General features: G+C 71.6%; 18 protein-coding genes. 14 read left to right on the top strand and 4 right to left on the bottom strand.

The features are described from left to right. The first annotated feature begins 78 nt into the window (after positions 1–78). Positions 79–660: a dCTP deaminase gene (gene dcd / locus ABD223_RS04765; RefSeq protein ID WP_344034595.1), complete on the top strand. Its 582-nt coding sequence runs from the start codon at positions 79–81 to the stop codon at positions 658–660. Here dcd and ABD223_RS04770 read toward each other — a convergent pair. Next, on the bottom strand, positions 657–1,640 hold the full coding sequence (locus tag ABD223_RS04770; protein ID WP_344034596.1) for a cation diffusion facilitator family transporter: 984 nt from the start codon (positions 1,638–1,640) through the stop codon (positions 657–659). The genes dcd and ABD223_RS04770 overlap by 4 nt on opposite strands. Before the next feature lie 126 nt (positions 1,641–1,766). Between ABD223_RS04770 and ABD223_RS04775 the strand changes: the two genes are divergently transcribed. Continuing rightward, the gene (locus ABD223_RS04775) at positions 1,767–3,053 is read left to right on the top strand and encodes an LPXTG cell wall anchor domain-containing protein (protein WP_344034597.1); all 1,287 of its coding nucleotides are present in this window, start codon (positions 1,767–1,769) and stop codon (positions 3,051–3,053) included. 37 nt (positions 3,054–3,090) lie between these two features. Beyond that, positions 3,091–3,474, top strand: a complete 384-nt coding sequence (locus tag ABD223_RS04780; protein WP_344034598.1) for a phage holin family protein — start codon at positions 3,091–3,093, stop codon at positions 3,472–3,474. A 79-nt stretch (positions 3,475–3,553) separates the two neighbouring features. Here ABD223_RS04780 and ABD223_RS04785 read toward each other — a convergent pair whose 3' ends face one another. Continuing rightward, a complete protein-coding gene (locus ABD223_RS04785) occupies positions 3,554–5,833 on the bottom strand; it encodes a (Fe-S)-binding protein (protein ID WP_344034599.1) in 2,280 nt (759 codons plus the stop codon). A 144-nt stretch (positions 5,834–5,977) separates the two neighbouring features. Between ABD223_RS04785 and ABD223_RS04790 the strand changes: the two genes are divergently transcribed. From ABD223_RS04790 to ABD223_RS04825, 8 genes are all read left to right on the top strand, one after another. Then, positions 5,978–6,313: a DMT family transporter gene (locus tag ABD223_RS04790; protein WP_344034600.1), complete on the top strand. Its 336-nt coding sequence runs from the start codon at positions 5,978–5,980 to the stop codon at positions 6,311–6,313. A gap of 73 nt (positions 6,314–6,386) precedes the next feature. Beyond that, positions 6,387–6,920, top strand: coding sequence for a TetR/AcrR family transcriptional regulator (locus ABD223_RS04795; RefSeq protein WP_344034739.1), 534 nt, complete (start codon positions 6,387–6,389; stop codon positions 6,918–6,920). A gap of 23 nt (positions 6,921–6,943) precedes the next feature. Beyond that, on the top strand, positions 6,944–7,513 hold the full coding sequence (locus tag ABD223_RS04800; protein ID WP_344034601.1) for a hypothetical protein: 570 nt from the start codon (positions 6,944–6,946) through the stop codon (positions 7,511–7,513). A gap of 338 nt (positions 7,514–7,851) precedes the next feature. After that, complete coding sequence (locus tag ABD223_RS04805; RefSeq protein WP_344034602.1) at positions 7,852–8,640, top strand: DUF4097 family beta strand repeat-containing protein; 789 nt, start codon at positions 7,852–7,854, stop codon at positions 8,638–8,640. Positions 8,641–8,966: 326 nt separating this feature from the next. Then, positions 8,967–10,826 (top strand): molecular chaperone DnaK, encoded by a 1,860-nt coding sequence (gene dnaK, locus ABD223_RS04810; protein WP_344034603.1) that lies wholly within the window; start codon positions 8,967–8,969, stop codon positions 10,824–10,826. Continuing rightward, positions 10,823–11,503, top strand: coding sequence for a nucleotide exchange factor GrpE (gene grpE / locus ABD223_RS04815; RefSeq protein ID WP_344034604.1), 681 nt, complete (start codon positions 10,823–10,825; stop codon positions 11,501–11,503). Before dnaK ends, grpE begins: the two co-directional genes overlap by 4 nt. A gap of 20 nt (positions 11,504–11,523) precedes the next feature. Next, positions 11,524–12,684: a molecular chaperone DnaJ gene (dnaJ, locus tag ABD223_RS04820; protein ID WP_344034605.1), complete on the top strand. Its 1,161-nt coding sequence runs from the start codon at positions 11,524–11,526 to the stop codon at positions 12,682–12,684. A gap of 2 nt (positions 12,685–12,686) precedes the next feature. Continuing rightward, positions 12,687–13,115: a heat shock protein transcriptional repressor HspR gene (locus tag ABD223_RS04825; RefSeq protein WP_344034606.1), complete on the top strand. Its 429-nt coding sequence runs from the start codon at positions 12,687–12,689 to the stop codon at positions 13,113–13,115. A 341-nt stretch (positions 13,116–13,456) separates the two neighbouring features. Here the strand turns inward: ABD223_RS04825 and ABD223_RS04830 are convergent, their stop codons facing one another. Together ABD223_RS04830 and ABD223_RS04835 are read right to left on the bottom strand one after the other, a co-directional pair. Then, positions 13,457–14,560, bottom strand: coding sequence for an FAD-binding oxidoreductase (locus ABD223_RS04830; protein ID WP_344034607.1), 1,104 nt, complete (start codon positions 14,558–14,560; stop codon positions 13,457–13,459). Between the two features lie 835 nt (positions 14,561–15,395). Then, a complete protein-coding gene (locus ABD223_RS04835; protein ID WP_344034608.1) occupies positions 15,396–15,812 on the bottom strand; it encodes a VOC family protein in 417 nt (138 codons plus the stop codon). A 182-nt stretch (positions 15,813–15,994) separates the two neighbouring features. Here ABD223_RS04835 and clpB point away from each other — a divergent pair, with 182 nt between their 5' ends. The 3 genes from clpB (at position 15,995) to ABD223_RS04850 (ending at position 20,572) form a co-directional block, all read left to right on the top strand. Beyond that, positions 15,995–18,577: an ATP-dependent chaperone ClpB gene (clpB, locus tag ABD223_RS04840; protein ID WP_344034610.1), complete on the top strand. Its 2,583-nt coding sequence runs from the start codon at positions 15,995–15,997 to the stop codon at positions 18,575–18,577. A 523-nt stretch (positions 18,578–19,100) separates the two neighbouring features. Then, a complete protein-coding gene (locus ABD223_RS04845; protein WP_344034611.1) occupies positions 19,101–19,796 on the top strand; it encodes a type III secretion system chaperone family protein in 696 nt (231 codons plus the stop codon). Then, complete coding sequence (locus tag ABD223_RS04850; protein ID WP_344034612.1) at positions 19,793–20,572, top strand: SDR family NAD(P)-dependent oxidoreductase; 780 nt, start codon at positions 19,793–19,795, stop codon at positions 20,570–20,572. Before ABD223_RS04845 ends, ABD223_RS04850 begins: the two co-directional genes overlap by 4 nt. The last annotated feature ends 28 nt before the right edge of the window (positions 20,573–20,600 follow it).

Here is a 20,600-nt window from a genome sequence, read left to right on the forward strand (position 1 = left end):
CCTCCACCGCCCGGCAACGCGCCACCGCCGACCACCCGCCTGCCACCCCGCCGCCGGTCCCCACCTAGGCTGGGGCCCGTGTTGTTGAGCGACCGCGATCTGCGCAAGGAAGTCGACTCCGGCCGCTTGGTCATGGAGCCCTTCGACGACGTCATGGTGCAGCCCTCCAGCATCGACGTGCGCCTGGACCGCTTCTTCCGCGTGTTCAACAACACCCGCTACACCCACATCGACCCCGCGATCCAGCAGGACGACCTGACCACGCTCGTCGAGACCGTCGACGACGAGCCGTTCGTGCTGCACCCCGGCGAGTTCGTGCTCGGCTCCACGTTCGAGCTGGTCACCCTGCCCGACGACCTGGCGGGACGGTTGGAGGGCAAGTCCTCGCTGGGGCGCCTCGGCCTGCTCACCCACTCCACGGCCGGCTTCATCGACCCCGGCTTCTCCGGCCACATCACGCTGGAGCTGTCGAACGTCGCCAACCTGCCGATCACCCTGCACCCGGGCATGAAGATCGGCCAGCTGTGCCTGTTCCGGCTCAGCAGTTCGGCCGAGTTCCCCTACGGCTCGCAGCAGGCGGGTTCCCGCTACCAGGGCCAGCGCGGTCCCACCCCGTCACGCGCGTACCTCAACTTCCACCGCACGGACACCAAGCGCTAGAGCCGCACGTCGCCGTACCGGGCCAGCACGCGCGCCCGCAGCTCCTGGTCGGTTCGCGGCACCGGCTCCAGGAACACCTCGTCCAGCTCGGCGTGCGCCGCCCGCAGCGCGGTGTCGATCCGCACGCACGCCCGCTCCAGCTCGGCCGCGCTCAGGGAGTCGTCGAAGTCCAGTCGCGCGCACAGCAGCACGCGATCCGTGCCCACCGCCATGGTGAGCAGGTCGACCACCTGCTCCACCTCGGGCTCGTCGCGCAGCTCCGCCCACACCGCCCGCACCAGGTGGGGGTCCGCCTGCCGCCCGATCAGCAGCCCCCGGTTGGTCGACGCCAGCGTGAACGCGACGACCGCGAGCAGCACGCCGATCAGCAGCGACGCCAGCCCGTCCCACAGCGACGACCCGGTCAGGTGGTGCAGCCCGAGCCCGCCGAACGCCACCAGCAGCCCGACCAGCGCCGCCGAGTCCTCCAGCAGCACCGTCTTCACGGTCGGGTCGTCCGACACGCGCAGGAACTCCAGGAACGACCGCTCCTCGGCCCGCGCCCCCCGCCGCACCTGCCGCACGGCCTGCGCCCACGACACCGACTCCAGCGCGAACGCGATCGCCAGCACGACGTAGCCCACCACCGGGCTGCCCTGCTCCTCCGGCGCGCCGAACACGGTCCGGAACCCCTCGTAGAACGCGAACACCGCGCCCGACACGAAGATCGACACGGCGGCGAGCAGCGACCAGAAGTACCGCTCCTTGCCGTACCCGAACGGGTGCCTGCGGTCGGCGGGGCGGCCCGACCGGCGCAGCGCGGTCAGCAGCAGGGCCTCGGTGAAGGTGTCGGCGACCGAGTGCGCGGCCTCCGACATCATCGCGGCCGACCCGGTGATCACCCCCGCGATCGCCTTCATGATCGCGATGGCCAGGTTCACCGCGAGGGCGAGCAGCACGGTGAGCGTGCTCTCCCCGCCGCCGCTCTTCTCGGAAGGCATGGTGACGACGTTAAGCCGGGCGGCGGGGATCCGCGCGGTGTGACGCAGGTCTCGAAACGATCATGCCTCACCTCGCGACGACGAGGTGTCGAATTCGATCTTCTGGGGGATGTCCGGGTGCGGAACGTGAGCAGGGTGGCCGCGGCGTGCGCGGCCTTCGCGGCGGTGGCGGCCGGCACGGCGCCGGCGGCGGCGCAGGACGACGACACCGGCGACACCGTCGTCATCGAGGGCCGGGTGTGGTTCGACCGGAACGCCAACGGGAAGCGGGACGAGGGTGAGCCGCCGCTGGCCAACGGCCGCGCGATCCGCGTCTCCGACGTCGCCACCAGGCTGGACATCGGCGTGTTCGGCACGGACGCCGAGGGCCGCTACCGGGCCGTGGTGCCCGACGTGCCGGTCATGGTCTACAACCACAACGCCGACGTCTTCGAGCCGACCACGAGGTACCCGTCGCAGCCGGTCGTCGGCGGCGGCACGTTCGACTTCGGCCTGCGCGGCGCGGACGTGCCGGTGCTGTGCTGGGTCGAGGACGACGACCCCACGGACTCGGCCGGGACCACGCCGCCCGGCGGCTGCCCGGTGCGCATCGCCGGCGGCCCCTTCGAGGTGGACCTGGCGGTCGGGCGGCAGCCCGTGAACGGCACCTACTTCTTCCACGACCTGCCGGCGGGCAGGTACACGATCACCGCGGGCACCCTGTTCGAGCACGGCTTGGCGCTGGTGCGGCCGACCCACGAGAACGACGTCGACTGGGCGACCTACACCCGGGAGATCGAGATCGACCACTCCCTGTCCGGCCCGTGGGTGGAGGTCGCCTACGACGAGGCCCGCGGCGACATGTCCTACGCGCTGCGCCTGGAGCCGGGCCGGGACCGCTACGAGGTCGGCGACGAGTTCGAGGCCGTCGTCTCGGTGACCAACGAGGGCACCGTGCCGGAGCGGGCGACGTTCGTGATCGGCGAGCCCCACGACAAGGTGGAAACGCTGTCGGTCAGCGCCAACGCCACCACCGACGCGCCCGGCGGCAACGCGTACGTGCTGAAGGACCGCCTGCTGCCCGGCGCGACCGCCGAGGTGCGGGTCAAGGCGCGGATCACCGCGCCGTTCAGCAGGGTCGACGTCAGCGGCCGCGCCGTGAACGAGTTGCGGGACGCGGACTTCGGCAACAACGTCGTGGGCGTCCAGGTGCTGGTCGGCGGCGGCACGTCCACCACGTCCACCACCCCGACCACGTCGACCACCACGACCGCGCCCACCACCACCGGTTCGCCCGCGGTTCCCGTGGCGGGTGACGGCGGGGACCTGGCGGACACGGGCGCGGCCCCGTTCCCGCTGTTCGCGCTCGGCGGCCTGCTGCTCGGCGGCGGCGCGTTGGCCCTGGTGGCGGCACGCAGGCGTCGTCGCGCCTGACCCGTTCGGCGGATCGCCACCGCTAGCCTGCTGCGGCATGGGCATTCTCGTGCACGTGCTGCTGACGGCGGTGGCGGTCTGGGTCGCCACGCTCATCCCCGGCATCGACCTGGACCAGGGCGCCTCGGCGCCCGCGAAGATCGGCACGCTGATCGGTGTCGCGCTGCTGTTCGGCCTGGTCAACGCGGTGGTCAAGCCGCTGGTGAAGTTCTTCGGCTGCCTGTTCTACCTGGTCACGCTCGGCCTGATCGGCCTGGTGGTGAACGCCCTGCTGTTCTGGCTCACCGGCCGGCTGGCGGGCGAGCTGGGCCTGCCGTTCGAGGTGAGCGGCTTCTGGTCCGCGTTCTTCGGGGCGATCATCGTGGCGCTGGCGAGCTGGGTGCTGAACCTGGCCTACGACCGCGCCACCGACCGCGACTGAACCGACCGCGACCGGCACGGGCACGACCGACGCGACGAAGCCCCCTCGGCAGACCCGAGGGGGCTTCGTCGCGCACGCGTCAGTTCGACGAGGAGGCCGTCTTGTCCTCGTCGGGCAGCGGGGTGCCGGTGGGCGTCGCGTCCGTCGGCACGTCCTGCGCCTCCCGCTCCTGCCCGCGGCGCACCGCGGTCAGCAGCAGCTGGGACACGTCCACGACCTCGACGTGGCCGCCCGCCACGCCCTCGTTCTGCCGGGCCGTGACGCCGTCGGTGAGCATCACGCGGCAGAACGGGCAGCCGGTGGCGATCTTCGACGGCGCGGTGCCCAGCGCCTCGTCCACGCGGTCGACGTTGATGCGCTTGCCGATCCGCTCCTCCATCCACATGCGGGCGCCGCCCGCGCCGCAGCACATGGACCGGTCGCCGTGGCGGGGCATCTCGCGCAGCGTCGCGCCCGACGCGCCGACCAGCTCGCGCGGCGCCTCGTAGACCTTGTTGTGCCGGCCCAGGTAGCACGGGTCGTGGTAGGTGACGTCCTCGGCGACCTCGGCCACCGGCACCAGCCGCCGCTCGCGCACCAGGCGGTTGAGCAGCTGCGTGTGGTGCACGACCTCGTACTGGCCGCCGACCTGCGGGTACTCGTTGGCGAGGGTGTTGAAGCAGTGCGCGCACGTCACGACGATCTTGCGCTGCCCCGCCTCGCGCCCGTCGAACACGGTGTTGAGCACCTCGACGTTCTGCTGCGCCAGCATCTGGAACAGGAACTCGTTGCCCGCGCGCCGCGCCGGGTCGCCGGTGCAGGTCTCCTCCGGCCCGAGCACCGAGTACTTGACGCCCGCGGTGTGCAGCAGCTCGGCCACGGCCCGCGTGGTCTTCTTCGCCCGGTCCTCGAACGCGCCCGCGCAGCCGACCCAGAACAGGTACTCGGTGTCGCCCAGCTCGCCGTCGAACACCGGCACCTCGAAGTCGAGGCCCTCGGTCCAGGCCAGGCGGTCCCGGGAGTTCTGGCCCCACGGGTTGCCCTTGTTCTCCAGGTTCTTGAACATGCCGCCCAGCTCGGACGGGAAGTTCGACTCGATCAGCACCTGGTAGCGGCGCATGTCGACGATGTGGTCGACGTGCTCGATGTCCACCGGGCACTGCTCGACGCACGCGCCGCAGGTGGTGCAGGACCACAGCACCTCGGGGTCGATGACGCCCAGCTCGTCCGGTCCGCCGACCAGGGGCCGCTCGGACTCGGCCATGGCCAGCACGTCGATGGTCTCCAGGCGCTTCTTGTAGTCCTCGTACTTGTCCTCGACCAGGCCGACCTCGTCGCCCGCCATGTCGCGGCTGCCGCCGGCCAGCAGGTACGGGGCCTTGGCGAACGCGTGGTCGCGCAGCTGGGTGATCACCAGCTTGGGCGACAGCGGCTTGCCGGTGTTCCACGCGGGGCACTGGGACTGGCAGCGGCCGCACTCGGTGCAGGTGCTGAAGTCCAGCCAGCCCTTCCAGGTGAAGTCCTCGACCTTGCCGACGCCGAAGGTGTCCTCGTCGGGGTCGGCCTCCTCCAGGTCGAGGACCTCGCCGCCGCTCATCATGGGCCTGAGCGCGCCGAGCGCGACGCCGCCGTCGTCCTCGCGCTTGAAGTAGATGTTGAAGAACGCGCTGAACCGGTGCCAGGCGATGCCCATGGTGAGGTTCTTGCCGACCACGATCAGCCACACCATCGCCGACAGCAGCTTGATCGCCGCCATGATCGACACCCAGTTCGGGCTGCTCGGCAGGATCGCCGACAGCGGACCGGTGACGAAGGACGACCACAGCGGCGGGTCCTCCAGGCCCGAGGCCTGCTTGAACGCCTTCACGCCCAGGATGCCCAGGCCCTCGACGATGACCACGGCCTCGACGAAGTAGGCGGACTTGAAGCTGGAGCCGGCGAAGCGGGACAGCCGGTCGGCTCGGCGCGGGTGGTTGAGCTGGCGGATGACCGCGAGCGCGACGCCGCCCGCGACGGTGCCGAGGCCGAGCAGCTCGATCAGCAGCGACCACGCGGGCCAGGTGCCGATGACCGGCCAGTGGAAGCCGGGGCTGAAGACCTCGCCGTAGGCCTCGAACAGCACCGCGGAGCCGATGAGGAAGCCCCACATCACCATCCAGTGCCAGGGGCCGACCTTCCGGAACTTCATCATCCGGGTGTGCGCGACGAACTCGACGAGCAGGGTTTTGAGGCGCGGCCAGAACGGCCCGGTGCGCGTCGGGTCCGGCTGGCCGAGCCGGATGATCCTGGTCAACCGCAGGACACCGGCGACGAACAGACCCCAGGCGTACACGCTGACGGCGACGCCGATGGCGCCGAGGGTGAGCTGGAGGGCTCCCATTGTGGTGGCGGCCTTTCTCGTCCGTCTCTCTTGGCTCGGCAGCCTACGCCCGCTTACTGATCAGTAACCACCTGAGCGTGGTGGATCGCATACCCCCGGGTAGATTGGTGGAACAGGTGTTCAACCTCTCGGGGGTGCGTGCTCGTGGCCGTCTACCTGGTCCTGGCCGTGGCGATCGTCGCCGAGGTGGTCGCCACGGTGTCGTTGAAGCTGTCCGAGGGGTTCAGCAAGCTGATTCCCTCGATCGTGGTGGTCATCGGGTACCTGGTGGCGTTCGGCGCCCTGAGCAGGGTGCTCCAGCTGGGGATGCCCATCGGCGTGGCCTACGCGATCTGGTGCGCGTTCGGCGTGGCGATGGTGGCGGGCGTGGGCGTGGTGGTGTTCAAGGAGCCCCTGAACGCGACGATGGTCGTGGGCCTGCTGCTGGTGATCGCCGGCGTGGTCGCCATCGAGCTGGGCAGCAGCGCCGGTGACGCCTGACCCGACCTCAACCGCTTCTCCCGCGTCTCGTGCCTCTCCTGCTTCTCGTGCCTCTCGTCCGGACGGCCGTCGCCTGCGCGGCGAGCAGCGGCGGCGGGCGATCCTGGAGGCCACCCTGCGGGTCGTGGCGCGGGACGGCGTGGCCGGGGTGAGCCACCGGTCGGTGGCGCGCGAGGCGGGCGTGCCGCCGTCGTCGGCCACCTACTACTACGCGACGCTGGACGACCTGCTGGTCGCCACGCTCACCTGGTCGGCCGACGAGATGGCGGCGAACTTCCGCGACGTGGGCCTCCGGCCCGCGGCGGTGGCGGGGTTCGTCGCGGACGCGGTGGGCGCGCACCGGGAGCGGACGCTGGCGGAGTACGAGCTGTACCTGCTCGCCGCGCGCCGGCCCGAGCTGAGGCCGGCGGCGCGCCGGTGGTCCGAGGTGCTGTCCGAGGTGCTGTCCGAGTCGCCGGGGGAACCGGTCGGGCCGCGGGACCCGGTGGCGCTGCGGGCGGTGCTCGCGGGCCTCGACGGGCTGCTGATCCAGGGGTTGATCGCGGATTTCCCCCCAATGGCGGATGATCTCGAACCTGTCGTGTCCCTTCTGATGCACGGCCGATGACCTTCGCGCGGGACACTGGTGGCATGGGGTTCGCCAGTCGGGAGTCGTGGCAGGTGTCGCACGGGACGAGCCAGGCGGTCAACACCGCCCTGTTCCTCCGCGACACCCTCGCCCTCTCGGTCGACACCGTCCCGGAGCTGCCCGGCCTCGACCCCTCGGTGCCGGTGGTGGTGCCCCCGGGCGTCGACCGCGCCGCGGCGGCCGAGGAGTGGCTGGGCTGGTGGGCCGACGTGCTCGACCACGCCCGCGCCGAGCTGCCGTCGACCACGCCGGACGACCCGTCGGGCCCGTCGCTGCGGGTCCGCCCGGCGCTGCGCGGCGCGGTCCTGGCCCTGGGGAAGGCGGCGGACGACTACGACCACCGCAACGCGCCCTCCCGCAACGCCCTGCCGATCGGCGAGGTGGTGCGGGGCGTCGAGCACCGCCTGGGCCGCTACGTGCGCCCGTTCCGTCTGGTGATCACCGAGGTGCCGGTGCAGGGCCTGGTCTGGGAGCGCATGACCGACACGCACGTGATCGCCTCGCAGCGCTTCCTCAGCGACCCCACCCTGTCGGCCCCGGCCCTGCGCTCCACCATAGAAACCCTGGCCTGACCCCGGCGTGTCCTCCACTCAGGCATCGCGTGTCCTCCACCCGGACATCGCGAGTCGAACACTCGGGACCCCCGAGTTCCACGTTCGCGTCCGGTCCGGGCGTGTCGCGCGCCGCCACTCGGCTGACCCGAGTGTGGAACTCACCTGTCCTGAGCGTTCGACACGGTGGTCCTGAACGTTCGACTCGCGATGCCGGAGTGGAGGACTCGCGATGCCGGAGTGGAGGACACGCGGGGGTAGGGACAACCCCCATGTCGGGTCGGGGGTCTTCCTGATGGGAGCCGGTCGGTCCAGCGCCTAGCTTGGGGACAACGACGTGAACGCCTGAGGGGGCGAGTGTGGTGGGCAAGCGATTCGGGTTGGCCGCCGTGGCGGTGGTGACCGCGGCGGTGGCGCTCACGTCCTGCGTGCGGCTGGTGCACCACGGCTTCGAGGACCAGCACACCGTGACCCAGTCGATCACCGAGGTCCGGCTCCGGAACGGTTCCGGCGAGGTCGTGGTCCGCAGCGGCACGGGCGCGACCTCGACCGACGTCCGCCGCCGCCTCCAGTACCCGAAGAACGCCGAGAGGCCCTCGGGCGCCTCCCACCGCGTGGAGGGCACGACCCTGGTCCTCGACGGCTGCGGCGACCGGTGCACGGTCGACTACGAGGTCGTCGTCCCCTCCGCGGACGTCCGGGTGGTCGGTGAGAACGATTCCGGCGACGTCCGCTTCGAGGGCGTGGCCTCGGTCGAGGTCGAGGTCGGCTCGGGCAACGCGGAGATCAGGGACGTCTCCGGCCTGATCCGCATCAGGAACGACTCGGGCGACGTTTCCGTCGTCGACGTGGGCGGGGAGTTCACCGGCTGGGTCGGCTCGGGCAACGCGAACCTGTCGGACATGCGCGGCGAGGTGACCGTGGACAGCAACTCCGGCGACGTGGACGTCAGCATGACCGCGGCCACGTCCGTCCACGCCGTGTCGGGCAGCGGCAACGTCACCGTGCGGGTCCCGCGCACCCCCTACCGGGTCGACGTGGACACCGGCAGCGGCGAGCAGGTGGTGCGCGTCCCCAACGACCCGGACGCGCCCGTCCAGCTGTTCCTGCGCGCGAGCAGCGGGGACGTGGAAGTCCTCGCCGTGTGACGCCCGCGCGTCCTGCTCGTAGGCCTCCTCCGGCAGCGCGTCCGCTTCCCTGTTGAACTCGTCGGCCCCGGTCAGCGGCACGTGGTGCGCCGCTTGCCCGGGGCCGTTCGCATGGTCGCGAACCGCCGCCCGCGCCTCGGCCCGCACGTCCTCCCTCGAAGCCGGGTGTCCCGGATCACGTCGACTCGGGAACACCGAGGCCGCGCCCGCCGTTGGACGGAGCAGAAAGATTGAGTCAGTTGGACTCAAGTCCCGGGTAGCCGGCAAACTTGAGCCAGTACCGCTCAACGCGGGGCTCTCACAAACGCACTACCAGGAGGAATCCAATGGCGCGAGCGGTCGGCATCGACCTTGGGACGACCAACTCCGTCGTCGCGGTCCTCGAGGGTGGCGAGCCGACGGTGATCGCCAACTCCGAGGGTTCGCGCACGACCCCCTCCATCGTGGCCTTCGCCAAGAACGGCGAGGTGCTCACCGGGCAGCCCGCCAAGAACCAGGCGGTCACCAACGTCGACCGGACGATCCGGTCGGTCAAGCGGCACATCGGCACCAACTGGGCCACCGAGATCGACGGCAAGAACTACACCCCGCAGGAGATCAGCGCGCGCGTGCTGATGAAGCTCAAGCGCGACGCCGAGGCGTACCTGGGCGAGGAGATCACCGACGCCGTGATCACCGTCCCCGCCTACTTCGAGGACGCGCAGCGCCAGGCCACCAAGGAGGCCGGCCAGATCGCGGGCCTCAACGTGCTCCGCATCGTCAACGAGCCCACCTCCGCCGCCCTGGCCTACGGCCTCGACAAGGGCGAGAAGGAGCAGACCATCCTGGTCTTCGACCTCGGTGGCGGCACGTTCGACGTCTCGCTGCTGGAGCTCGGCGACGGCGTGGTCGAGGTCCGCGCCACCTCCGGCGACAACCACCTCGGCGGCGACGACTGGGACCAGCGCATCGTCGACTGGCTGGTCGAGCGCTTCAAGCAGAGCAACGGCATCGACCTCACCAAGGACAAGATGGCGCTCCAGCGCATCCGCGAGGCCGCCGAGAAGGCCAAGATCGAGCTGTCCAGCTCGTCCCAGGCCACCATCAACCTGCCCTACATCACCGTCGACGCGGACAAGAACCCGCTGTTCCTCGACGAGACCCTGTCCCGGGCCGAGTTCCAGCGCATCACCAACGACCTGCTGGAGCGCACCCGCGCCCCGTTCAACAACGTGATCAAGGACGCCGGCATCAGCGTCGGCGACATCCACCACGTCGTGCTCGTCGGCGGCTCCACCCGCATGCCCGCCGTGGCCGAGCTGGTCAAGGAGCTCACCGGCGGCCGCGAGCCCAACAAGGGCGTGAACCCGGACGAGGTCGTCGCGGTCGGCGCCGCCCTCCAGGCCGGCGTGCTGAAGGGCGAGGTCAAGGACGTCCTGCTGCTCGACGTCACCCCGCTGTCCCTGGGCATCGAGACCAAGGGCGGCGTGATGACCAAGCTCATCGAGCGCAACACCACCATCCCCACCAAGCGCTCCGAGATCTTCACCACGGCCGACGACAACCAGCCGTCCGTGCAGATCCAGGTCTTCCAGGGCGAGCGCGACTTCGCCGCGGACAACAAGAAGCTCGGCATGTTCGAGCTGACCGGCCTCCCGCCGGCCCCGCGCGGCGTCCCCCAGATCGAGGTCACCTTCGACATCGACGCCAACGGCATCGTGCACGTGTCCGCCAAGGACATGGGCACCGGCAAGGAACAGCGGATGACCATCACCGGTGGCTCCGCCCTGCCGAAGGACGACATCGACCGCATGATCAGGGACGCCGAGGCGCACGCCGAGGAGGACAAGCGCCGCCGCGACGAGGCCGAGGTCCGCAACCAGGCCGAGACCCTCGTCTACCAGACCGAGAAGGTCGTCAAGGAGAACGAGGAGAAGCTCCCGGCCGACGTCAAGGACAAGGTCAAGGCCGCCATCGAGGAGACCACCGAGGCCCTCAAGGGCACCGACATCGCCAAGATCCGCGCCGCCGTGGAGAAGCTCGCCACCGAGTCGCAGGCCATCGGCCAGTCCCTGTACGCCAACGCCGCGCCGACCGCCGACGCGGGCGCGGGCGCGGGTGCCGCCGGCGGGGCCGCCGCGGGCGACGCCCCCAAGGCCGACGACGTGGTCGACGCCGAGATCGTGGACGAGGACGACAAGAAGTGACCCAGCCCGAAGAGCAGCCCCAGGTGGTCGTCACCGACCGCAGGCGCATCGACCCCGAGACGGGGGAGGCGCGCCCCGCCTCCCCCGACAACGGCGACACGCGGGCCGAGGCCCCCGCCGCACCGGAGCAGGCCCCCGAGCAGGCCCCGGAGGGCGGCAAGCACGCCGCGCCCGACCAGCCCGACGAGGCCGCCGCCGCCGTCACCGACGACCCGGCCGTCGAGCTGAAGGCCCAGCTCGACGAGCGGACCGCCGACCTCCAGCGGCTCACCGCCGAGTACGCCAACTACCGCAAGCGCGTCGAGCGCGACCGGGAACTGGTGATCACCACGGCCAAGGCCCAGGTGGCGGGCGAACTCCTCGGCGTCCTCGACGACGTCGAACGAGCCGAAGCCCACGGCGACCTCACCGGCGCGTTCAAGGCCGTGGCCGACAAGCTGGTCACCGCCCTCCGCGGCCTCGGCCTCGAACCGTTCGGGCACGAGGGCGAGGAGTTCGACCCGTCCGTCCACGAAGCCGTGCAGCACAGCACCTCACCCGAGGTCGGCGGCCCCACGGTCACCGCCGTGCTGCGCCGCGGCTACCGCTACGGCGAACGGGTCCTGCGACCCGCCCTGGTCGGCGTCACCGACCACGAGCCGGGGCCGGCCGACGCGGAACCGGCCGAGGACAACTGACGAAAGGGGGGTGATGTCCGGTGAGTGCTAGGGACTGGATCGAGAAGGACTTCTACCGCGAGCTGGGCGTCTCCTCCGACGCCTCCGCCGACGAGATCAAGAAGGCGTACCGGAAGCTGGCCCGGGAACTGCACCCCGACGCCAACCCCGGCGACGCCAAGGCCGAAGCCAGGTTCAAGGCCGTCTCCGAGGCCTACGGCGTCCTGTCCGACCCCGCCAAGCGCAAGCAGTACGACGAAGCCCGCCGCCTCTTCGCCGGAGGCGGCGGCTTCCCCGGCGGCTTCGGCACCGGAACCGGCGGCTTCGACGTCGGCGACCTGTTCGGCCGCACCCAGCAACCCGGCGGCATGGGCGGCCTCGGCGACCTCCTCGGCGGCCTGTTCAACCGCCGAGGGGGCGCCTCGGCCTCCGCCACCCGCCCCCGCCGTGGCGACGACGTCGAAACCGACGTGCGGATCGACTTCACCGAAGCCGTCCGCGGCGCGACCGTCCCCCTGCGGCTGTCCAGCCCCTCCGCCTGCGGCACGTGCTCCGGCTCCGGCGCACGACCCGGCACGACCCCCCGCACCTGTCCCACCTGCGGCGGAGCCGGGCTCGTCACCCGCAGCCAGGGCGCGTTCGCGTTCTCCGAACCGTGCACCGACTGCCGCGGCACCGGCCGCATCGTCGACGACCCGTGCCCGGAGTGCGGCGGCGACGGCGTCAGCACCAAGACGCGCACCCTCACCATCCGCATCCCCGCCGGCGTCGACGACGGCCAGCGCATCAGGCTTGCCGGCCAAGGCGAACCCGGCCGCAACAACGGACCCGCCGGCGACCTGTACGTGCGGGTGCACGTCAACCCGCACCCCGTGTTCGGCCGCTCCGGCAACGACCTGACCCTCACCGCACCGGTCACCTTCCCCGAACTGGCCCTGGGCACCACGTTGACCGTGCCCACCCTGGACGGCAAGGTGACGTTGAGGGTCCCCGCGGGCACGGCCGGCGGCCGGGTGCTGCGGGCCAAGGGCAAGGGCATCGCCAAGCGCGACGGCCAGGTCGGCGACCTGCTCATCACGCTCCTGGTGGCCGTGCCGAACAACATGGACGCCGCAGCACGTGAGGCGTTGGAGAAGTACGCGGCGGCAACCGCCCACCACGACCCGCGCGCCGAACTCAACGCCCTGGTGGAGAAGAGGTAGGTGTGAGCTTCCCGTTCCCGCCCGGCACCGACGAGGACACCCCGTTCTTCGTGATCTCCGTGGCGGCCCAGCTGTCGGGTCTGCACGCGCAGACCCTGCGGTCGTACGACCGGATGGGGCTGGTGTCGCCGGGACGCACGTCCGGGGGCGGGCGCCGGTACTCGATGCGCGACATCGTGCTGCTGCGCGAGGTGCAGCGGTTGTCGCAGGAGGAAGGCGTCAACCTCGCGGGGGTCAAGCGGATCATCGAGCTGGAGAACGAGGTGGGCGCCCTGCGCGCCCGGGTGCAGCAGCTGACCGAGGAACTGGCCTCCGCCATGGCGGCGGCCGAGCAGGCGGCGGCGTCGGTGCACGCCTCCTACCGGCGCGACCTGGTGCCGGTGCGGCACGAGACCGCGTTGGTGGTGTGGCGGCCGGGCCCCAAGCGCTGACCTGCCCCTGGTCACACGATGGGGTGATCGATGTACGGAAACACTGTTACCGAGCATCGGTTGACCATGAGGAACCCCGCGACCACCCCCTGGCACCACCCGAACCTTCCGACGGCCCGGCTGCCACCACCAGCCGGGCCGTCGACTTGCTCCCGGCACTTCGCACGACCCAGCTCGCACGACTCGCGCTGCACGACTCGCTCCGCACGACGAGATCAAGGCCAGACTGGACCTCGTGGACCCCGTCTTCGTGCTCCACGGGCTGCGACCTGGCAGGGAGTAGCGGCTCGTGCGGGGAGCACTGCCCGCTACGTCCGGTGTGAGGGTGTGCGTGGTGCGGTTCAGTCCAGGGTGAAGGGGTCGTACTTGATCCGGTCCAGCGGGGTGCCCGCGACCAGCATCCGGGACACCGTGGCCCGGATCATGGACGGCGAGCCGCAGACCAACACGTCGCGGTCCTGCCACGCCCCGTAGCGGGTGACGACGTCGGCCAGGGTGCCCTGCTCGACGCCGCGTGCGCCCGGGTCCGACTCCAGCACCGGCACGACGGTCAGCCAGGGGTTCGTCATCGCGAACCGCTGGAGGTTGTCCAGGTCGTACAGGTCCTCGCGGGTCCGGCCGCCCATGAACAGGTGAACTCGGGGGTTCTCGCCCCACCGCGCCATCTCGTCGACGATCGCGTGCATCGGCGCCACGCCGGTGCCGCCGGCGACCATGACCACGTCGCGGCCGGCCCTGCGGTCCACGCTGAGCCGGCCCATCGGGGGGCCGATCCGCCACACGTCGCCCGCCTGGGTGTGGCCGACGATCGACCGGCTCACCCAGCCGCCCTCGACCGAGCGGATGTGGAACTCGATGATGCCGTCCTCGCGGGGCGCGTTGGCGGGCGAGTAGTACCGCCACAGGCGCGCCCGCTGGGGCGTCTCGACGCTCACGTACTGGCCCGCGCGGTACCCGACCGGGTGATCCGGCTGCAACCGGATGACCGCCAGGTCCCAACTCACCCGTTGGTGTTCCAGCACGGTCGCGTGCCAGTACGCCGGGCCGTCGTCGGCCGCGGCGGCCTCCTGCATGGAGCGGGCCATGATCGTGTACGCCTCGGCCCACGCCAGCTCGACCTGCGGCGTCCACGCGGGGCCCGCGTACTTCTTGATCGCCGCCAGCAGCGCGGTGCCGACCGACTCGTAGTGCACGTTGACCACGCCGAACTTGCGGTGGTCGCGCCCGAGCTGCCGCAGGAACGGGATCAGGTCGTCCGGGCGGTCCACCATCTGCACGACGTGCACGAGGGCGCGCAGCAACCGGCTGCGCTGCACCTCCATGTTCGCCGGGAACATCTCGCGCGTGGCCGGCGCCAGGCTGAACAACATGCCGTAGAAGAACTTCGCGACTTCGTCGGAGCGCGGCTCCACCACCGCGAAGCTCTCCCGGATCATCCGCACCATAGCGGTGACGCCAGGAGGAGGTTCTCGGTGTGGAGGGCTCGGGAGGGGGCTCAACACAGCGTTCGCAGTCATGGTCCGGGCGCAGTCTCCACGTTTCTGGCGGCGCCAGCAAGGCGCTACGTCCTCGTCAAGCTTCCATCCCCGACGAAGGGACATTAACCCGTCAACTGGCTGGTTGACTCCTTGATGCCACCTTCGAGTGCTGTGTGGTTACAGACGGTCGCGAGTCGCTGCGGCCAACGGGTGGATACTCCTCTATACATATACCGAAATCGAGGCTTGTGGCCCACCCCCATGCGTACCAGTGCTCGGCCCGCACGTCCGGTGTCGCCTCGCCCCGGTGGGGCGAGGCGGGGGCGGGGGATCTGGGGGGCGGGGAGCGGGAGGCGCGTCCACAGGTGGGGTCGAGGCGCTGCCGGGCGGAGCAGGGCGCTGCCGGGCAGGGCGGGGCGCTGAGGGAAGTGCGGTGGAGGCGTGGCGCGGTCGTGGTGGGGGCGCGGCGCGGTGGTGGCGAGGGTCGCGTGGGACAGTGTCGGGGGTGTCGATTTGCCGGTGTCCCGGTGCGGGCGCACGCTGGTCCGGCGAGCGGTGGTCGAGGAGCCCGCGCCGTGATGGCGGCTGGAACCGCATTGGTGCGGACTGCCGCATCGGCCTGTGGATGCGCACCAGCGGATTGTGGACAACTTCTCGCCTGCTGTGGACAACTTGCTACGGCATGTGGGTGACCAGCGTCGAAGTGCCGGTCAGGGCCGTGACGCGGCACGCCGGGCGTGGAGCCGCGTGCGTCCCGGAGGCGCGACGGCGGAGGGTGGTGCCCGGCTGCCGGTGGACCGCGTCAGGACTGCGCCGCCTGCTGCGCCACCTGCTGTGCCGTTCGCTGAGCCGCCCGCTCCGCCGAGCTGCGCTCCACGCAGAACTCGTTCCCCTCCGGATCGGCCAGCACGACCCACCCGGTCCCGTCCGGTCGCCGCTGGTCGTCGACCAGCTTCGCGCCCACGCCCACCAGCCGCTCGACCTCGGCGTCGCGGGTCGTGTCGGGGCGGAGGTCCAGGTGCACCCGGTTCTTGACCGCCTTCTCGTCGGGCACCTGCACGAACAGCAGTCCCGGCCCGGACGGCATCGCGATGTACGCCTCGGGGTCGCCCGGGTGGTCGTCGTCGGCGAGCGGGCGGCCGGTGACCAGGCCCCAGAACTTGGCCAGTTCGTAGGCGTCCCGGCAGTCGAACGTGATGTGGTTGAGGAGAGAGGTCATCCGCCGATCCTCGCGGTTCTCCGTTCGAAGGGCACCGGATTTTCACCCGTCCCGGTACCGCGTGGCCCACGCCACGTCTCTCGCGTAGGTTGAGTGGAACAGGCTCAACTTTTCTGACGTTGACCAGGGTGACGGCCGGTGCCGCGCACCGGTCCACGCACGTTCGCCGACCGAGGTGAGGAATGGACGCTTTCAACCCGACCACGAAGACGCAGCAGGCCGTGTCGGCCGCCGTGCAGGCGGCGACCATCGCGGGCAACCCGGACGTCACCTCCGTGCACCTCCTCGGCGCCCTCCTGGCCCAGGGCGACGGCCTGGCCTCGCCCCTCCTGAGCGCCGTCGGCGCGGACCCGAAGCAGGTCCACAAGGAGCTGGACCAGCTGTCCCGCTCGCTGCCCGCGGCGACCGGCTCGTCCGTGTCCGCGCCCCAGTTCTCCCGCGACGCCGTCCGCGTGCTCGGCCGCGCCCAGGAACTCGCCACCGAGATGGGCGACGAGTACGTGTCCACCGAGCACCTGCTCGTCGGCCTCGCCCAGCACGGCGGCCAGGTGGCCGACCTGCTCAAGCGGCACGGCGCCACCTCGGAGGCCCTCAAGGACGCGTTCGGCAAGGTCCGCGGCTCGGCGCGGGTCACCAGCCCGGACCCCGAGGGCACCTACCAGGCCCTGGAGAAGTACGGCGTCGACCTGACCGAACGCGCCCGCAAGGGCGAGCTGGACCCGGTCATCGGCCGCGACACCGAGATCCGGCGCGTCGTCCAGGTGCTGTCCCGCCGCACCAAGAACAACCCCGTGCTGATCGGCGAGCCCGGCGTCGGCAAGACCGCGATCGTCGAGGGCCTGGCCCAGCGCGTCATCGCCGGCGACGTGCCCGAGTCCCTCAAGGGCAAGCGCGTGGTCGCGCTCGACCTGGGCGCCATGGTCGCCGGCGCCAAGTACCGCGGCGAGTTCGAGGAGCGCCTGAAGGCCGTCCTCAAGGAGATCACCGACTCCGCCGGCCAGGTCATCACGTTCATTGACGAACTTCACACGATCGTGGGAGCCGGCGCGGGTGGCGACTCCGCCATGGACGCCGGGAACATGATCAAGCCGATGCTGGCGCGCGGCGAGCTGCGCATGGTCGGCGCGACCACCCTCGACGAGTACCGCGAGCGCATCGAGAAGGACCCCGCCCTGGAGCGCCGCTTCCAGCAGGTCCTGGTGGGCGAGCCGTCCGTCGGGGACACCATCGGCATACTGCGCGGCCTCAAGGACCGCTACGAGGTGCACCACGGCGTGCGCATCACCGACGCCGCCCTGGTCGCCGCCGCCACCCTGTCCGACCGCTACATCACCGCCCGCTTCCTGCCGGACAAGGCGATCGACCTGGTCGACGAGTCCGCGTCCCGGCTGCGCATGGAGATCGACTCGCGCCCCGTCGAGATCGACGTGGTCGAGCGCGCCGTGCGGCGGCTGGAGATCGAGGAGATGGCGCTGGCCAAGGAGTCGGACCCGGCCTCGCTGGAACGGCTGGCCGCGCTGCGCGCCGAGCTGGCCGAGAAGCGCGAGGAGCTGGCCGCGCTGACCGCCCGCTGGCAGAACGAGAAGAACGCCATCGAGAACGTCCGCGACCTCAAGGAGCAGCTGGAACAGCTGCGCGGCGAGTCGGAGCGGGCCGAGCGCGACGGCGACCTGGGCCGTGCCGCCGAACTCCGCTACGGCCGCATCCCGGCGCTGGAGAAGGAGCTGGAGGAGGCCACCCGCACCACGCAGGACGCCGCGGTGATGCTGAAGGAGGAGGTCGGCCCGGACGACGTGGCCGACGTCGTCTCCGCCTGGACCGGCATCCCGGCGGGCCGCCTGCTGGAGGGCGAGACGGCGAAGCTGCTGCGCATGGAGGACGAGCTGGCCAAGCGCGTGGTCGGCCAGTCGGAGGCCGTGCGCGTGGTGTCGGACGCGGTCCGGCGCACCCGCGCGGGCGTCGCCGACCCGGACCGGCCCACCGGCTCGTTCCTGTTCCTCGGCCCGACCGGCGTCGGCAAGACCGAGCTGGCCAAGGCGCTGGCGGAGTTCCTGTTCGACGACGAGCGGGCGATGATCCGCATCGACATGAGCGAGTACTCCGAGAAGCACTCGGTGGCCCGCCTGGTCGGCGCGCCCCCCGGCTACGTCGGCTACGACCAGGGCGGCCAGCTCACCGAGTCCGTCCGCCGCCGCCCGTACAGCGTGGTGCTGCTGGACGAGGTCGAGAAGGCCCACCCGGACGTGTTCGACGTGCTGCTCCAGGTCCTCGACGACGGCAGGCTCACCGACGGCCAGGGCCGCACGGTGGACTTCCGCAACACCATCCTGGTGCTGACCTCGAACCTCGGCTCGCAGGTCATCGCGGACGCCTCGCTGGACGACCGGCAGCGCCAGGACGCGATCCTGACCGTGGTCCGCGGCCACTTCAAGCCGGAGTTCCTCAACCGGCTCGACGACGTGGTGGTGTTCCAGTCCCTGGCCACCGAGGAGCTGACCTCCATCGTCGACATCCAGGTCGACCGCCTCGGGCAGCGCCTGGCCCAGCGGCGGCTCGGCCTGGAGGTCACGCCGGCCGCCCGCGACTGGCTCGCGCTCAACGGCTTCGACCCGGTGTACGGCGCCCGGCCGCTGCGCAGGCTGGTGCAGTCGGCGATCGGCGACCAGCTGGCGAAGGAGCTGCTGGCGGGCGAGGTGCGCGACGGCGACACCGTGGGGGTGGACGTGCTCGACGACCAGTCCGGGCTGATCGTCGGCCGGGTCTGAGGTGACCGGGCCGGGTTCGGGGGTGCCGGGTCGGGGGTCGCCGGGTCGGGCCTGTCCGGGGGCGCCGGGTCGGGCCTGAGGTCATCGGTCGGTGGGCCGGCGCCGGTCGTGGATCGGCGCCGGCCCGTTGGCGAGAGCCTGTGGGCCGGCGTTCGTGAGTCGGGAGTTCGCGGGCCTGCCGCTCATGGGCCGGGCGCACGCGGGCCTGCCGCTCATGGGCCGGGCGTTCGCTGCGCAGGGGTCCCCGCCAAGGGGACCCCTGCTTTTATCTTGCCGGCGGGGTACGACAAAAAGCGCCGGTCGAGCCCGGGAGCCGGAGCCATCCGGCGCCATGCGGTCCACCACCCGTCACCCGTGCGGTCCGGCGGTCAGCCGGACGGCCCTGCCCAGGCGGGACCCGGGTTACCGATCGTGTCGATCTCGACCCCGCGACCTGGTACTTCGGGTAACGGCTTGATCCGAACGCGGGAACCGCGCCACCGGTGATCTTCGATTGTTCCCCGGCGCCCGCTACTCTCGCACCGTGGGTATCCCGGCGTGGGTCTGGTTCACCGTCGCCGCCGTCGCGGGCGTCGCGGGGTTCGCCCTGCTCGCCACCGATCGTGCGCAGCGAACCGCGCGTAACCGCGAACGCCGCCGCTGGGCGGCGTTGCGCGGGTGGCAGTTCGAGGAGACCGACCACGTGCTGCCCACCCGCTGGGAGAGCGGCGCGATCGCCTACTACGGCGCGGGCGTGGCCAAGGACGTGGTGGCGGGCTCGACGTTCACCGCGGACGGCCGCCGGCAGGTCTACGTGCTCGACCACGAGACCGGCGGCAAGGTGAACTCGGTGCTGGTGGGCGTGCGCTGCCGGCGCGCGCTGCCGGTGGTCGTGGAGCTGTGGCTGCCCAGCGTGCCGTTCCAGCGCGACCAGATGCCCGACCTGCTCGGCCCGGTCGGCTCGCGGTACGCGTTCGTCAGCGAGCTGCCCGCCGCGCGCAAGCTCATCACCCCCGACCTGGTGGACGCCGCCGAGGAGATCGGAGCGGACGTCACCGTGGTCTGGCTGGAGGACGACTGGGTGCTGGCCGCCGCGCCGCCCGGCTCCACCCCCGCCCGCCTGGAGCGGCTGCTGCGCGACCTGGGCGAGCTGGCGGACGTCGTCGACCCGTTCGACGCGGACGACGACTCCGACACCGGTGGCGAGGTCCACCGGCCGCAGTTCGGGCGCAAGCAGTGACGCCGCCGATCGCCCTCGTCACCGGCGCGTCGTCGGGCATCGGGGCCGCGTTCGCCCGCCGGCTCGCCGCCGAGGGCCACGACCTGGTGCTGGTCGCCCGCTCGGTGGACCGGCTGGAGGAGACGGCGGCCAAGCTGCGCAACGCGCACGGCATCACCGCCGAGGTGCTGCCCGCCGACCTGTCCGCGGAGCAGGGTCGGGCGGCCGTCGCGGACTTCCTCGGCCGGCGCGAGGTGGACCTGCTGGTCAACAACGCGGGTTTCGCGCTGTCGGGCGAGTTCGTCACCGCCGACCCGGCGGCGCTGGAGTCCCAGTTGGACGTGAACGTGACCAGCGTGCTGCGGCTGACCCGCGCGGCGCTGCCCGGCATGATCGCGCGGGGTCGCGGCGCGGTGGTGAACGTGGCCAGCGTCGCGGGCTTCCTGCCCGGCCGGGGCACCACCTACAGCGCCGACAAGGCGTGGGTGATCTCGTTCTCCGAGGGCATGTCCATGGCCACCGCGGGCACGGGCGTGCGGGTGATGGCGCTGTGCCCGGGTTTCGTGCGCACCGAGTTCCACCAGCGCGCCGGCATCGACATGTCGAAGACGCCCGACGTGCTGTACCTGGACGCGGACCACGTGGTGCACGACGCCCTGGCCGACCTGCGGGCGGGCAAGCAGCTGTCCATCCCGGGCGCCCAGTACAAGACCATCACGCTGCTCGCGCGGTTCGCGCCGCGGGCCCTGGTCCGCCGGATCGCCTCGCGCGTCGCGGGCGGCCGGGGGCGCACCTAGGTCCGCGGGAACCCGACGCCCGTCCCGC

This window comes from Saccharothrix xinjiangensis (assembly GCF_039527585.1).
GTDB lineage: Bacteria > Actinomycetota > Actinomycetes > Mycobacteriales > Pseudonocardiaceae > Actinosynnema > Actinosynnema xinjiangensis.

What these genes read in the sequence shown, in the direction of transcription:
- ABD223_RS04835 (WP_344034608.1), bottom strand. Translation starts at nt 15,812, where the DNA reads ATGACCTCTCTCCTCAACCACATCACGTTCGACTGCCGGGACGCCTAC.
- dnaK (WP_344034603.1), top strand. Translation starts at nt 8,967, where the DNA reads ATGGCGCGAGCGGTCGGCATCGACCTTGGGACGACCAACTCCGTCGTC.
- ABD223_RS04785 (WP_344034599.1), bottom strand. Translation starts at nt 5,833, where the DNA reads ATGGGAGCCCTCCAGCTCACCCTCGGCGCCATCGGCGTCGCCGTCAGC.
- ABD223_RS04800 (WP_344034601.1), top strand. Translation starts at nt 6,944, where the DNA reads ATGGGGTTCGCCAGTCGGGAGTCGTGGCAGGTGTCGCACGGGACGAGC.
- ABD223_RS04770 (WP_344034596.1), bottom strand. Translation starts at nt 1,640, where the DNA reads ATGCCTTCCGAGAAGAGCGGCGGCGGGGAGAGCACGCTCACCGTGCTG.
- clpB (WP_344034610.1), top strand. Translation starts at nt 15,995, where the DNA reads ATGGACGCTTTCAACCCGACCACGAAGACGCAGCAGGCCGTGTCGGCC.
- ABD223_RS04830 (WP_344034607.1), bottom strand. Translation starts at nt 14,560, where the DNA reads ATGGTGCGGATGATCCGGGAGAGCTTCGCGGTGGTGGAGCCGCGCTCC.
- ABD223_RS04780 (WP_344034598.1), top strand. Translation starts at nt 3,091, where the DNA reads ATGGGCATTCTCGTGCACGTGCTGCTGACGGCGGTGGCGGTCTGGGTC.